Annotated in this window: 7 protein-coding genes and 1 pseudogene; 3 read left to right on the forward strand and 5 right to left on the reverse strand. The window is 68.3% G+C overall.

Translation table 11 applies throughout. From position 1 onward, the window contains the following. Nucleotides 1-66: 66 nt before the first annotated feature. Both LX15_RS09370 and LX15_RS09375 read right to left on the reverse strand, forming a co-directional pair. Nucleotides 67-1,149, reverse strand: coding sequence for a calcium:cation antiporter (locus LX15_RS09370; RefSeq protein ID WP_253669126.1), 1,083 nt, complete (start codon nucleotides 1,147-1,149; stop codon nucleotides 67-69). 589 nt (nucleotides 1,150-1,738) lie between these two features. Then, nucleotides 1,739-4,564 (reverse strand): RICIN domain-containing protein, encoded by a 2,826-nt coding sequence (locus LX15_RS09375; protein ID WP_253669127.1) that lies wholly within the window; start codon nucleotides 4,562-4,564, stop codon nucleotides 1,739-1,741. 720 nt (nucleotides 4,565-5,284) lie between these two features. Between LX15_RS09375 and LX15_RS09380 the strand changes: the two genes are divergently transcribed. From LX15_RS09380 to LX15_RS09390, 3 genes are all read left to right on the forward strand, one after another. Continuing rightward, a complete protein-coding gene (locus tag LX15_RS09380) occupies nucleotides 5,285-6,202 on the forward strand; it encodes a hypothetical protein (RefSeq protein ID WP_253669128.1) in 918 nt (305 codons plus the stop codon). Nucleotides 6,203-6,351: 149 nt separating this feature from the next. Then, nucleotides 6,352-11,028, forward strand: coding sequence for a polymorphic toxin-type HINT domain-containing protein (locus LX15_RS09385; protein ID WP_253669129.1), 4,677 nt, complete (start codon nucleotides 6,352-6,354; stop codon nucleotides 11,026-11,028). A gap of 48 nt (nucleotides 11,029-11,076) precedes the next feature. Beyond that, a complete protein-coding gene (locus LX15_RS09390; RefSeq protein WP_253669130.1) occupies nucleotides 11,077-11,634 on the forward strand; it encodes an SMI1/KNR4 family protein in 558 nt (185 codons plus the stop codon). A gap of 80 nt (nucleotides 11,635-11,714) precedes the next feature. Here LX15_RS09390 and LX15_RS09395 read toward each other — a convergent pair whose 3' ends face one another. From LX15_RS09395 to allB, 3 genes and pseudogenes are all read right to left on the reverse strand, one after another. Next, entirely contained in the window at nucleotides 11,715-12,254 is a 540-nt protein-coding gene (locus tag LX15_RS09395; protein ID WP_253669131.1) for a GNAT family N-acetyltransferase, read from the reverse strand. A 243-nt stretch (nucleotides 12,255-12,497) separates the two neighbouring features. Continuing rightward, nucleotides 12,498-13,517, reverse strand: a pseudogene (alc, locus tag LX15_RS09400) (allantoicase); the annotation flags it as partial. Then, a complete protein-coding gene (gene allB / locus LX15_RS09405; protein WP_253669132.1) occupies nucleotides 13,514-14,851 on the reverse strand; it encodes an allantoinase AllB in 1,338 nt (445 codons plus the stop codon). The pseudogene alc and the gene allB, both read right to left, overlap by 4 nt. Nucleotides 14,852-15,174 lie beyond the last annotated feature (323 nt).

Here is a 15,174-nt window from a genome sequence, read left to right on the forward strand (position 1 = left end):
AAAGCTCCGGCGCGCCACGCAACGGGTTTCGTCACGGCGGGAAACGGCGTCCGCCCCCGCGTGAGGTCACGGGGTGACGGCGAGGAGGAGGAACGCGCTGAAGACCATGAGGTGCACCGCGCCCTGGAGCACCGTCGCCCGGCCGGAGACCAGCGTGAGCGTGCCCACCCCGCCGGTGAGCACGAGGAGCACGAGTTCCTTGCCGTCGAGGCCGAGCACGAGCGGCCCGGTCAGCCAGAGGGAGGCCAGGGCGATCGCCGGAATGGTCAGGCCGATGCTGGCCAGCGCGGACCCCAGCGCCAGGTTCAGGCTCACCTGGAGGCGGTCGCGCAGCGCGGCCCGGACGGCGGCGACGGTCTCGGGCATCAGCACCAGCAACGCGATCAGCACGCCCACCAGCGACACCGGCGCGCCCGCCGCCGCGACGGCCGCCTCCAGCGTCGGGGACACGGTCTTGGCCAGCCCGACGACCGCGACCAGGCAGATCAGCAGCAGGCCCAGGCTGAGCAGCGCCGTGCGGGTCGCCGGGGCCTCGGCGTGGTCGTCGGGAGTCCTGTCCACCTTGGGCAGGAAGTAGTCCCGGTGGCGCACGGTCTGGACGAACACGAACAGTCCGTACATCACGAACGACGCCGCGCCGGCGAAGGCCAACTGCGCGCCGGAGAAGGTGGGCCCGGGGCTGCTGGTGGTGAACGTCGGCAGGACCAGGCTCAGCGTGACCAGCGCGAGCACGACGGCGAACGCGCCTCCGGAGGCGTGGGCGCGGAACTCCTGCACCCGGTGCCGCAACGACCCGACCAGGAGCGCCAGTCCGACGATGCCGTTGCAGGTGATCATGATGGCGGCGAACACGGTGTCGCGGGCGAGGGAGGCGGCCTTGTCGCCGCCCGAGGCCATCAACGTGACGATGAGCGCGACCTCGATCACCGTCACCGCGACGGCCAGGACCAGCGTGCCGAACGGCTCGCCGACCCGGTGCGCGACGACCTCGGCGTGGTGCACGGCGGCGATCACCGCCCCAGCCAACGCCAGGCAGACGAGCACGAGCAGCGCCACCCCGAGGCTCGCCCGTCCCCATCCGACGGCGAGGACCAGCACGCTCAGTGGAGGGACGACGACGGACCAGCGGGGCAGCGCGAGAGCATTCACCCTTTTGACTCTAATGTCCACTTCCGGACGCCACCGGCCACGACCGGAAGTGGAGGCCGAACGGTGGCGCGTCCCACTCCCGGTCCCACTCCACCGGGGTCAGGACCAGGTCAGGGCCGGGACCGGCGGCCTACCGCCACTCCTGAGAGATGTTGGCGATCCGCTCCCCGCAGGGTCTTCCACCCCGCCGGCCTGTCCTTCTTGTCGAACCACTCAACACCCCGACCGAGCCAGTGCCCCGGCTACTCGCGCACGCCTCCCACGTCCGTGTGCGCCATCCGCCTCAACTGATTTTAGGGGAAGGTCTCGGGGAATCCTGAGGCCGAAGCACAGTCCGAATTCGGGCATGTCCTCATCGTTTCCTCGCATGGCTCCGGTTCGACTTCGCCCAGGAGCGCGCGGAGGACACTCCCGTTGCGCCACACGAACGACAGGAAAGCCGCCCCACCGTCCCAGACAGGGATGTGCTCTGGCCATTTGATTTCCCTGCTGGTCGACCTCATGAGCGACGAGGTGGGCACGTGCCATAGCTGGCGGGTCCGGCCCCGGGTGAAGCCCGGAACCGGACCCGCACAGCCCTACCTCGCACTCACCTGATTACGGTCCAACGCTGGTTGGCCCCACCCAGATCCGCCCACTGCAGTACCACCGACCCGTTCTCCGTCCGATGGTCCAGAACATCGATGACCTTGGCCGAATGCACGCTTCGCACCGCCACCGAGTCATCCGCCGCCGTGGTGAACTCCCACTGCTGAGTAGAGCCGTAGTGGCAAGTGAACTGCACGATCGGGTTGGTGTTGCTCAGGTCGCCGTGACGAAGATCCAGGCACTTGCCCGAGTTTCGGTTCTTGAGCGCGTACTTGCTCCCGCCCAGGTCAACCAGGTCCCACATCTGCTTGGGGGCGCCGCCGAAGCAGTCCCAGATCTCGGTTCCCGCCAGGTCGGCTTGCGCGTCGCCGCCGATCAGGCCCGCCACCTGCAGGCACCGCCCTGATTGGACACCCTTGAGCGCGATCGCGCCCGGCGTCATGGTGAGGACCTTGTAGGCGACCGTGTGGCCGCCGTCGTTGCTCCAGTCGATCCGACCGCCCTGGAACACGCTACGCCGCCCCTTGGGCAGGTCGAACTCATCCGTCGTCGGATAGCCCAGGTAGGACTTCTCCGCCCCCAGCTCGTTCCACTTGCCCCGGATGGCCCCGAGCACCAGATGCGCACCAGTGGTGGGGTGCCAGTAGATCGCCCCGCCACTACTGAAGTTGACGTACCGGCCCACACCATCCGACGTGGCCGCGGCCTCGTTCAACGGATACCCCAGAGCACCCTCATAGCCGAGGTCAGCGAACTTCTTGTGAATGTCCCCGTAGAGAGCCACGACGCCGGTCTTCGGCGTGTAGTAGATCGACCCGCCGGAGAACCGCTGGAAGCGCCCGCCCTCCTTACCGAAGCTGGTCTCCTCAGTAACCGGGTAGCCCAACGGGCCGTCGTGGTACCCCAGCGACGCGAACTTCTTGTGGAACTCGCCCCTGGTCGTCCGGATACCGCTCTTTGGCAGGTAGTAGATCGAGCCACCCGTGAAGTGGTTGAACCGGTTGCCTTCGTTGCCGAACCCGGACTCGTCCGTGACGGGGTACCCGAACGGTCCGGTCTCCCTGCCCGCGTTGGACCAGGTCTCCCCGATCAGCCCGTAGACCACGTGGGCACCAGTCGCCTGACTCCACATGATGTAGAGGTGCTGGTTACCCAGCTTGGGCCTCTCGATCCACAGGACCTGACCCTTTCCGTCCTTGGCCGGCACCTGGTCGTTGAGGACGCCGGTGAGGGCGGACGGGCCACCCAGTTGCAGGAACTTGTCCAGAACCGGACCGTTGTAGATCACGTGCACCCCAAAGCAGACCACGAACTCGCAGTCATCACGAGTTCGGTAGAGCCGCCCTTTTTCGTACTCCCGGTAGCCCGTGTCATCATGACCGATGACAGCCTCACGGATTGGCTTGCCGAGACTTTCCCTCAGCTTTTTGTCTGCCGCATAGCGCCGATCGGCGGGAAAAAGAGGCTCTGGAGGCTCGACGTACCAATCGAACGCGCTTATGCGCTCGAAGTCCCGCGGTCTCGGAACGTACAGGATCCGATCCGGGTCGCTGATCGGATGAAAGTAGACGCCCTCTGTTTTGCTGGTCACGCACCAAGTCGCCTCAACCCTGAAGGCATTCGTTCCGTCGTGAGGGTCGACGGTGATGGATGTTCCGTCGTTCGCGTTCTTGCGCCAACGAAGGTAGGCGTTGGGGCGCGCGACAGACTGGAGCGAGACGCACGTAGGATCACTGAGTCCGACTTCGACCTTCCATGCCTGTTCTGGGTGTTTCCCTTGCTGCCACCTCGTGAGGACGGCAGCACCGTTGCTGTCGGTAAGGTAGAGATCGGTGTCCTTGGTGTCCCCGCTTCGAATGGATTGAGTCAAATTTTGGTACTGATCGACCCGAAGGAATCGCTCACGATCAAGCGGGTTTCCGGCGAGCGCCGCGTCGGCTGCAGCGACCAGCGCGGGATGTACCCTGCTGTTCGCAGCTCGCGTACGGATCGCGACAATCTGACGAACGTATTCTTCGTCACGTTTCCTTAGTTCGTTCTCGACGTCTCGTTGCCGCGCGTCCCTGGCCCCCTTGTCGATGAACTGCTTCCAGTCAGCGGGATTGTGGCTGCGCACGGCGGCCTCGGCGGCGCCGTACACCTCGGTGCCACGGGGAGCGCGGTTCCAGATCTCCACGACGAAGTCTCGGTCGCTCAGGTTGACCAGGGCGTCGTCGGCCCTGATCCCCAGGGCGTGCCATGCGGCATTGGCCTTTGCCTCCCGCGCCAACGCCGCGGCCTTCTCAGCCTCGGACTTCTCCTTGTCCTCCTGGATCAGGCGGTCGACGTCCTTCTTGTGCTCGTCGAAGACGCCGACGGTGAGGAAGGTCCACTGAGCCTCGGCGGTGCCCTTCAACGCCGCCCGCGCCGCCTCCTTCACTGCCGCGTCCTTGTGGAGATCAGCGTTGAGCTCCAGATAGACGATGAAGTCATGCACGGTCTTCGACAACACAGTGTCGTCGACCTTGATACCCAGAGCACCCGCGGCCTTGGCCTTGACCGAACGGTCCTCCTCCAGCTTCTTGCGGCGCTCGGCGACGATCCGCTGGTCTTCCTTGTTCGCCGCGGCCATACCGGTCTTGATGAAGGCGGTGCACTCGGCGTCGCCGGTCCCGAGGGCGGCGATGGCCGCCTCCTTCACCTTCTGATGCTCAGGCTCCAAAGGGTGCGGCTTGTCCAGATCATCCGCCGCGTAGTACATCGCTGCCGTGAAGTTGCGGTCACTGAGCACCAGCAACTCCGGACCGGCGACGATGCCTAATTCCGCTGCCGCCTTGCCCTTCTCCACGTCAGTGGACTGCGGCAACGGCGCTCGCTCCACATTGGGTTTCTGCTGTTCCGGTGTCTTGGGCTTCTCAGGTGGCTTGTCAACCGATAACGAGGGCACCTTCGACTCACGCTGCGATCCCGGGTCGCCCGCTCCGGGTGAAGGAGTGTATGTGGGCGGTTGCCCAGTGGTGGCCGCGGGTTGCGCTGGCTGCGGGGACGCCGAGGCCACCGAGGGAAGGGTCAGTCCGACGGCCGCGGTAACCGCGATCCCGAGCGCGATCCCGCTTAACAGGTGGCGCGACCGCCAATCGGGGGCCGGTCTTCGGAATTTACTCAAAGAAGGTCCTCCATAAGGGAGTGAACATGTGAAAAGTATGTGATATTCACACACACGTTCGGATCGTGCGACCAGCGAGAATTAGTGGTCAACCCGACGGCCTAACCGTTGTCGAACCGAGACGCCGTCGTGACCATCGCGGCGTTACAGCGTGTGACCAAGATCATTAGTAACTGTATGGATGGCGGGTGTTGTGACATAGTCCAGCGTCCGCGTAACGGCACAACTCCGAAGAGTAACGAGGCTGTGATGAGGTTAGGCGCTGCGGTTACTGGGCTCTTGGTAGCAACGATGTTCGCGGCACCTGCGGCCGATGCCGCAGCAGAGCCTGTTCCCGTTAGCCGAATCGGAGCACGGGCTACGGCTATTGAGCAGTCGCCATGGTATCCGATGGTGCGCCAAGTGGCGCTCTATCACTCTGAGGCGTTGGTCCGGGTGGCGGCATGGCAGGCCCTGCGCTCAGACGAAGGAGAACCCGCGCTGCGGCGGTTCGTGACGTCGGGGTACCAGGAGGCCCGCGAACGCGCCCAGCAGAACGCCGCCCGGAACCGGGACTTCGCCCAGCGCGTGGCCAACACCTACAGCCCGCAGTTCTCCCCGCGAGTGCACGCCGCCGCGCAACAAGCCCTGAAGGGCACCGACGCGGACCGGGAGCGGTTCGCGCGGACGGGTTTCGCGGAGGCCAAGGCGCTGGATGACGCGGCCCGTGAGGCTGATGAGCAGCACCGGCAGGTGATCGCCCAGGCCGAGCGGGACTTCGTGCGGCTGCTGGCGCAAAGTGATCCAGGTGAGCAGGTGCGTCTGGCCGCCCAGCACGCCCTGCGCCCTGGTGCTACGGATGCGGACATTCGGGCGTTCTACGCCACGGGGTGGATGGCCGCGGCGGCGGTGGACGTGGAGATCTTCCGGCTGCGTTCGCAGGATGCCGGTGTCCGGTTCCTGGCGGTGATCCCCGGGCTGGTGGCTGACGCGCAGGAGGCGGAGCGGGAGGCGCTGGCAGCGGGGGATGCGGCCGCGGAGCAGGCTCGGGCGGTGGCGGCGCGGGCGTGGGCCACGAGCCGCGAGAAGGCCGAGGCGGCCCGCAAGGCGTGGGAGGACGAGCAGAAGCTGTGCGCCGAGCAGGCCCGGTACTGGCAGGCGGTGATCGACCGGGCGAACACCGAGGCCGGGCCGGTGTGGTCGGCGATCGCCTCGGGTGCGAAGAAGAATCGTGACAACTGGGCTGGGGAGAACGCTTTCGCCGGGGATCAGTCCCGTCAGTGGGCGGATGTGTGGGTGCAGTCGCAGGCTGGTTACGACCGCATGACCAAACGCCCCTGAAATCAGTCGCACTTTCTTTCGTTGTTTCACCTGTTTCACCTGTCTGATGTTGTCTGCTCTTTGATATCTGGAGTGTGCGCGCGATGAGAAGACTGTCGCGAAGATCGCGACGTGGAAAGTTAGCCTCGAAGTGGTCACGCAGGGCCGTCGTGCTGGCCCTGACCACGATGCTGATGGCGGCGGCCGCCGCGCAGGGAACGGCCGCCGCCCTTCCCACCGGGTGGGTGGGGCTGCGCGGTCAGTCCCAGTCGCCGGCGCAACGTGCCACTGCCGAGAACAAACCGTCAGCACAACCGGCGGAGGGCGACCCGGATCAGGATGCCGTGCTGCGGCAGTTGCAGCTGGACCTGATCGCGGACATCGCCGCGTTCGACGAGGACGAGGAAGTCCGGGTCGCCGCCCGCGAGACGTTGAAGAAGGCCGAGGCCGGAGATACCGGGGCGATCCAGCAGTTCTTCGACCACGGGCAACAGGACGCCAAGGCCCTGGCCAAGAAACGCAAGGACGAGGCGGACGCCCGTAACCGCGCTCTGATCGAGGCCCTGGCAGGGACGGGTGGTCCGGCGTTCAACGCCGCGGTGGAGCGGGCGTTGAAGGGCAACGCCCATGACCGCGCGGACTTCCTGGCGTTCGGGCGGGACATCGCCGCCGAGCAGGACCGCCGGGACGGCGCCTTCGACAAGGAACTCAAGCAACGCCGGCGCGCGCACGTGCAGCTGGCGGCCGATCGGGGCACCCCGGAGGTCTCCGCCGCCGCGAAGGCCGCCTTGGCGGCGGGTGACGCCGCGATCGAGGAGTTCCTGAAGACCGGCTACCTCGCTGCGGCCAAGCGGGACGCGCAGGCGCGGGACAAGCAGCTGGAGGAGTTGGAGCGCAAGCGCAAGGAGGCCGAGGCGGCCTCCGAGGCAGCGCAGCGGACCGCGCGGGCGATGCGCGCCCGCCAGAACCTCCTTGCCGCGCATGCGGATGGCGTGCGGGCATTGGAGCGCGCCGCCAACGACATGACCTCGGCGGCGAACGTCTCCCGCGAGGCCGCCAGGACCCTGGCCTCCGATCAGGCCGGGGGTTCCTACCATCCGGAGTTGTATCAGCGGGCCAAGGACGAGGTCGCCCGTTTCGTCGGCTACGCCGCGAAGGACGCGCAGGACGCCAAGGCTGCGGCGGCCGGGGCGAGTACACAGGTGGACATCCTGCTGAAGAACGGGATGCCGCACGGGGCACAGTGGGCCAAGGTCGTGCAGGGCATGGCCGGCTCGGCCGAGGCCGCCAAGGGCGCGGCGGAGACCGCCGCCCACGCGGTGGATGCGATCGGAGCGGAGGCCGCGGCCACTGACGCCGCGGCCAAGGCCAAGGCGCACGAGGAGAACGCCAAACGCTGGCGCGCCAACGCCGAATCCCACGCCGCTGCCGCCGCCCGGCTGGCCCAGGCCGCGCAGGAACAGGCGACCGCGGCCGCCGAGGCCGCCGCGCAGTCCAAGCGTGCACGCGGGGACGCCGAAGCCGCGCTGCACAACGCCAGAATGCATGCCGAGAAGGTGAAGCAGGCCCGCGCCGACGCCGAGCGTGAGCGTGATGTGGCCGCGACCAAGCGTCAGGAAGCCGAGCGCTGGCGCAGGGAAGCCGAGACCAAGCGTCAGGAGGCTGAGGCCAAGCAGCGGGAGGCGGCCCAGCAGCGGGAGGCCGCGAAGCGGGAAGCGGAGATCGCCAACCAGAAGCGGCAGGAAGCCGAGGCGCAGCAACGGATCGCCTCACAGAGGCGGATGGACGCCCAGGCGCAGGAGCAGACCGCGGCGGACGCGGCCAGGAACGCGCGCCAGCAGGAGAAGATCGCTGAGGATGCCAATAACAGCGCCCGCAACGAGGAAGCCAAGGCACACCAGGCTCGTGAGGATGCCGCGAACCTGAGGCAGTCGGCCGAGACGACGGAGAAGAAGGCCCAGGCGCTGGAGGCGTTGGCCCAACGCGCCCAGAACGCCGTCGAGGTCATCCAGGCCGACAAGGACAAGGCCTGGGCCGCGGCACGCGAAGCTCGCGCGGAGGCCAATCGGGCTGCGGAGGCGGCGCGCAAGGCCGGGGCGGACGCCGACGCGGCTCAGGCGGCGGCGTCGAAGTCCCGCCAGGCGGCTATCGAGGCCGATGCGGCAGCGGGGCGAGCGCGAGCCCACGCCGACCGAGCGCAGGCCGCTGCCGCGCAGGCCCGTGCGGCAGCCAGGGAGGCCGAAGTCGCGGCGGAGAAGGCCCGGGCCGCGGCCAACGAGGCCCAGGCCGCGGCGGAGCGCGCGAACGAGGCCGCCACCCGCGCCGAGCGGGAAGCCGCCGCCGTGCACGCCGAGGCCGTGAAGGCCAAGGCCGCAGCGGAGGAGGCTACCGCTGCCGAAGCGCGTGCCGCCGAAAACGCGCGCAACGCGGTGAACCTGGCGCAGCAGGCCGCGGTGGAGTCCGCCACGACTCTGGACGCCGCTCATCGTACGCAGGATGAGGCCAACGCCTCGGCGGTGGAAGCCTCAACGGCGGCCGCCCAGGCCGGGATCGCCACTCGGGCGGCCGAGGCGGCGGTGCGATCCGCCTCCGGCATCGCCGCCCCGGCTGATCAGGCGATCAACTTGGCCAGCCCGTTCGCCCAGTCCGACATCGATGCCGACTTCGTCGTGATGGTGGCCAACCGGGCCAAGGACGTCGGTGACTCGCAGGTCCAGGCCGCCCAGAAGGCGGCGGCTGACGCGGCCGCGCAGGCGCAGAAGGCCGCTGAGTCGGCCAAGAACGCCACGGGCGAGGTCGCCCCGGCCTTCCAGGCCGCCGCCAACGCGGCGAACTCCGCGGCCGAGGCGGCCAAGTCCGCCGCTGCCGCCCAGCGGTCGGCGGCCGAAGCGGCGATCGACGCCGCAGCAGCCCGCCAGGCCGCGGCAGAGGCGCACGCCGTCGACGCGCAAGCTCAGGCTGATGCGAAGGCCGCCAGGGCCGCCGCCGACCAGGCGGCCGCCGATGCGGCGCTGGCGGGACGGTTCGCCGACCAGGCCGAGGCCGACGCCCGCGCGGCCCGCAGAGCCGCCGATGACGCGACGCGTGCCGCCAACGAGGCCAGTGCCGCCGCTGACAGGGCCCAACGGGACGCGGCTGCCGCCAAGCAGGCCGCAGACCAAGCCCAGCGGGACGCTGACGCGGCGCGGGCCGCCGCCAACCGCGCGCAGGAGCACGCCAAGGACGCGGACCAGTCAGCCACCAGCGCCGAGAACTACGCCAAGGACATCGACAGCAGGTTGAAGAACGCCGAAGCCGACGCGAAGGAACTCCAGGCGCAGTTAGCCGACCTCCAGGAACAGCTCCGCCGGGAGGAGGAGGAACGACAGCGCAAGGAGGTCGAGGAGGCCATCACCGACGAGAGCCAGCTTCCCGAGCTGACCGCGGAGGAGGCGGAGGCGCTCCGGGCCGAAAAGGGCCAGGCCGGCATCGACGAGTACAACCGCGCTCGCGCCCAAGCCAACAAGACCCTGATGTCGTTCATCTCCGAGCAGGGCGGGGACATCCTCCTGGAGCTGATCGGCTACAACGACGCCAAACGCTGCTTCACCCAGGGCGACTTCATCTCCTGCGTGATGACCGTCATCAACGCCTTCCCCATCCTCAAACTGGCGTCAGTGCTCGGCAAGATCCCCAACGCCATCTCCGCCGTCGTCCGCATCGTCAAGGGCCTCCGCACCTTCAAGGACGCCGTGGCCGCGGCCCGACGCACCGCCAACAACATCAAGGACCTGATCCGGCAGCTCATCAAGTGCCGCACGCCGGGCAACAGCTTCACCCCCGACACCCTGGTTCTGCTCGCCAACGGCACCCGCAAACCCATCAAGGACATCGCCGTCGGCGACCTTGTTCTCGCCACTGATCCGACGACTGGGCGCACCGAACCCAAGCCCGTCACCGACCTCATCACCGGCTCCGGCGAGAAGCACCTCGTCGACGTCCGAGTGCGCGGTGAGAACGGCGGAGAGGGCACCCTCACCGCCACCGACAAGCACCCCTTCTGGGCCACCAACCACCAGAAGTGGATCGACGCCAAGGACCTGCGACCGGGTGACCAGCTCCGCACCGACCAAGGCGCTTCGGTCTCCGTCACCGGCACGGCCACGCGCACCGAAACCCTGACCGTCCACAACCTCACCGTCGCCGACCTGCACACCTACTACGTCATCGCCGCAGGAACCCCGGTCCTCGTCCACAACCAGACCACCTGCCAGGTCATCGACAAGGAGAAGGAAGCCAACAAGCCCGCACCCAAGGTCGAACCCAATCCAGGCGCCCGCCTCGACCCGCTCAAGAGCAGGCTGGAGTTCGACCCCTGCTTCAGCAAAGTCATGCCGGTCGACGTGGCCTTCAACGCTCCCATGGAGCCCTTCAAGTACATGGGCAAGGACGAAAAACGAGCCACCGGTGGCACCGTCTGCCTGGAAACCACAACCAAGAATGATGAAGAAAGAGAAACCCCGGCCGGATTCCCGCCAGAGCCCCACAAAAAAGGGCTAGAAATGCATCGCGGCCACATCATCGCAGCGCGACTACACGGTTCCAACAAGGTGGACAACATCGTCCCTCAGTACAAAAATGTGAACATCTCGGATGTAAAAATCATTGAGAACGCGGTCACCAGGGCGGTGAATGGAAAGAACAACGCCAAACAGATGGTGTATTACCGGGCCTGGGTCCAGTACCCGAGCAAGGACCACCCTATTCCTCAATGGATCTTCATTGATGCGATGGGAGACAAGGGATTTCACTGCCAAGCCACCATCGAGAACGTTCCCGGCGGGGCGCTGAAGAAGAAGCGATGCTAGATGGTAGCGTTCACTATGACGCAGCCAACCCATCTACCAGGAGAAACCATGAGCCACAGGCAGGCTAGTTCCTTTGTGGACGATATTGCTCGGACCGTCGGATGGGAACGAGACTTCCGCCCCGGCCTGGACTGGTTAACGGTGGAACACGGCCTCGGAACTCTGCTCCCCACCGACTACAAGGAGCTGTTCTCCCGGTTTCCTTCGGGAGTTTTCCGCAACTCGGTTCGGATGCACAGCCCAGTCGAGGACGATGACTGGTGGCAACGTTTCAAGGCCAACGTCGACGAGGTGCTGGAGGTCATCGGCGACGAGGATCTGGAGTACCTGGAAGGTGTCGACTACCGACTGTTCCCCGAGCCCGGCGGACTGCTGCCCTGGGGAGACGACCTCCAAGGCGGGATGTTCTTCTGGCTCACCCAGTCCGCCAACCCGGACGAATGGCCGATCGCCTACTACAGCCAGGGTTCGGATGAGTGGCGTGAACACTCGGGGCCGATGACCAAAGTGATCCTGGAGGTGTTGACCAACGAGGGTGACGACAACATCATGCACCGGAATCTGAGCCACAGACCGGCTGACTTCATCACCGCGTACAACGGGTAGCCGGAAGCGGTAAGTGAGAGATCCCCACCAACGTCGCCGGAAACGCGGCGTTGGTGGGGATCTCTCTGCGTTCGGAGCTCTCACCAGGCGTCGCCGGAGCGCCACTCGCAGACGAGTGGCTCGGTCCGATCGAACTCACCGGTCGCCGGAGTGGGCAGGACGAACACCTCTCCGTCGTCCTCGGCGGTGCGGCGTTGCTCGCCCCGCACCTCCACGAAGGTGGGGCCGGTCCACCGCAGCCAGCCGAGGCGTTCGTAGAAGGGCCAGTTCTGCGGTCCGGCGGACAACGCGCCCAGCTCGTAGGTCGCGCGGAGGTGCTCGGCGGCCTTCAGCATCACGGTGCGGCCGTGTCCGTGTCCGCGCTGGTCCTGGCGCACGCCGACGGCCTCGACGTAGCCGGTCCGCCAGACGCGGGAGCCGGAGCGGAGGTTCCGGGGGACGACGGCGGCGTGCGCCACAAGCTCAGCGCCGACGAGCCCGAGGACGTGGCTGCCGCCCCGCGCGTGCCGCCAGTCCTCGTCGCCGAACTCGTGGTCGTACGCGGCGTTCAGGAAGGCGCGCAGCTCGGCCAGCTCGTCGGCGGTCAGCTCCTCGTCCCGCACGGTGCGCAACTGGATCACCGGGGCAGCGTGCCACAGCGCCAGAATCACCCGGATGCCGGCTTCCCGTCTGCTGACCGAGCGGGTAGCTCAGCTCCCGAGCAGGAACCGGGTCAGGCTCTCCTGCCCGATCGCGGCGAGCGCCTTGCGCAGGCTCATCGGGTCGCGGTAGGGCCGTTCCGCCACGAGCGCGTCAATGTCCACATCAGACAGTCCAAGTGGGCGCACCACGTCGTGGGCCTGCTGGTTGCCGAGCAGGTCGAACCACCGCACCCCCAGCCTCTCCCTGGCCGACGGGGTGAGCGCGCCGTACAGCCGCAGGCGGGCCATGCCGCCGTCCGGGTAGACGTCGAGTCGCACGTGGGACACGTCCCTGTCGACCCCGACCGGGAAGAGGTGCCGGGTGTCGGGTTGCAGACGCGTGCGCGGAAGGATGTCGAACCAGCCGTCCTCGTCGGTCGGGTCGAGCGTGCCGCGCACGGACGCCCACCCCGGCGCGTTGCCGACGAAGTGGGTGGTGTCCAGCTCGACCAGCAGCACCCGACCGGTCTCGGCCAGTCGCAGGAACACCCAGTCGTTGCCGTCGTCCCGACGCCGGGCGGTCTCCCAGCCCTCCCCCATCACCCGCGCCTGCCCGGGGGCGATGAGGTTGGTCGGCGAGGAGTAGAAGCGGTTGCTACAGCCCAGAACGGTGGCCCCGCTCTCCAGCGCGGCGAGGTCCACCGGCGCGGCGTCGAGCACCCTCGGGTCAGCGACCGGTTCGCCGTGGACCCGCAGGCGGGCGACACCGCCGTCCGGGTGGAGGCACAGCCGCACGTGGGTCACGCGTCGCTCGACGTCGACCGGGAAGCAGTTCCTGGTGTCGCCCTGGACGGCGGAGCGCGGCACCAGGGGCGTCCACTCGACCTCCTCCAGCTCGGCCGGGGACGGGTACCCCTCGACCGACGCCCCCTCGACCGAGATCTCGGGCGGGTAGTTGCCCCGGAACCACGCGGTGTCCACCACGACCCCGCGCACCACGCCGGGAACGCCGAGCCGGACGACGGCGAAATCGAACCCGGGTTCCCTGCGGCGCCGCGTCTCCCATCCGTCGTAGACCTGCCCCCGGTGGCCGAAGGTGTGCGGCTGGAACACCGCGTCCTCCGGTCGGATCAGGTTCTCCTTCTCGGCGAACAGCTCGTCGTTGGCGAACACCACCGCGCCGCCGACGCGGCGCGAGGCGAGGTCGGGCAGGTCAGTGAAGTCGGTGAAGTCGGTGAAGTCGCTGAAGGCACTGTCGGTCACGCGTCACCCCTCCGGAGAAGTCGTCCCAGCGGTCGGTCGCCGGTCAGCTCGGCGCCCCGGAGCCAGGTGCCGCGCACCACCCCGGCCAACGGCCGCCCGGCGTACGGGGTGACCGGGTTGCGGTGGTGCAGCAGCCCGCTGTCGACCACGAAGGCCGCGTCCGGGGCGAAGACGCAGAAGTCGGCGTCGGCTCCGGGGGCGATGCGCCCCTTGTGCCGCAGGCCGACCAGGTCGGCGGGTCGTTCGGCCATCCAGCGCACGACGTCGGCCAGGGTGTGCCCGCGCTGGCGCGCGTGCGTCCAGACGGCGGGCAGGCCGAGCTGCACCGACGCGATCCCGCCCCACGCAACGCCGAAGTCGCCGATGTCGAGCCGCTTGAGGTCCACCGTGCACGGCGAGTGGTCGGAGACGACGCAGTCGATCACCCCGTCCGCCAGGCCGCGCCACAGCAGCTCGCGGTTGGCGGCCTCGCGGATCGGCGGGCAGCACTTGAACTGCGTGGCGCCGTCGGGGATCTCCTCGGCGCAGAAGGACAGGTAGTGCGGGCAGGTCTCGACGGTGATCCTGACCCCGTCTCGGCGCGCGGAGGCGATCATGGGCAGCGCGTCCGAGGAGGACAGGTGCAGCACGTGCACCCGCGCGCCGGTCCACCTGGCCAGCTCGATGACCTGGGCGATGGCCACGTTCTCCGCGCCGCGGGGGCGCGAGGCCAGGAAGCCGCCGTAGTCCTCGCCGTGCGCGGTGGGCGCCCGGTCGATGGCGTCGGAGTCCTCGGCGTGGACGATGAGCAGGCCGTCGAAGGTCCGCAGCTCCCGGAGCGCGGCCTCGACGCCGGCGGCGTCCAGCGGGGCGAACTCGTCCACGCCGGAGTGCAGCAGGAAGCACTTGAAGCCGAACACGCCCGCGTCGTGCAGGCCGCGCAGCTCGGCGACGTTGCCGGGGACCGCGCCGCCCCAGAAGCCGACGTCGACGTGGCACTGGCCCTCGGCGGCGGCGCGTTTGGTCTCCAGCGCGGCCACGTCGGTGGTGGGCGGGATCGAGTTGAGCGGCATGTCGACGAGGGTGGTGACGCCGCCGGCCGCCGCGGCCCTGGTCGCGGTCGCGAAGCCCTCCCACTCGGTGCGCCCCGGCTCGTTGACGTGGACGTGCGTGTCGACCAGTCCGGGCAGCAGGACCTCGTCGTCGGCCAGCTCGACCACGCGGTCGCCGGTCAGGCCGGCGTCCAGGGGTGCGACCGCGGCGATCCGACCGTCCCGAACACCCACCGCCCTGGCCGCCTCACCGGCCGGGGTGATCACCCGTCGAGCCAGGAACACGAGGTCGAACCCGCCCATCGCCGTCCTCTCCTCGGGTCGCGGCGCGTCGTGACCACCAGCGGCACGCCGGCCATTATTCCGCTTCATGGAAGCTTGTTTCCTCAGCATGAAACTTAGGAGGGGACGGCCGGCCGGTCAAGGTCCGCCCGTCGCAGTCGCGCCCACCAGGTCGTTCCGCCGTCCGGGACAGGTTCGGACAGGTCGGGACGGCCCCGCCCCTTCCCCGGCGCCGTCGGGACGGCTCTGATGAAGCCACGCCTTCGACGCGCCTCGCCCCGGTTCTTCCTTCGCAACCGGACAAGGTCAGGCACAGCCTTCCCACCAGGTAGACCACCAGATCG

It is taken from the genome of Streptoalloteichus tenebrarius, from assembly GCF_024171885.1.
GTDB lineage: Bacteria > Actinomycetota > Actinomycetes > Mycobacteriales > Pseudonocardiaceae > Streptoalloteichus > Streptoalloteichus tenebrarius.

Coding starts and splice junctions, on each gene's coding strand:
- LX15_RS09390 (WP_253669130.1), top strand. CDS start 11,077: ATGAGCCACAGGCAGGCTAGTTCCTTTGTGGACGATATTGCTCGGACC.
- allB (WP_253669132.1), bottom strand. CDS start 14,851: ATGGGCGGGTTCGACCTCGTGTTCCTGGCTCGACGGGTGATCACCCCG.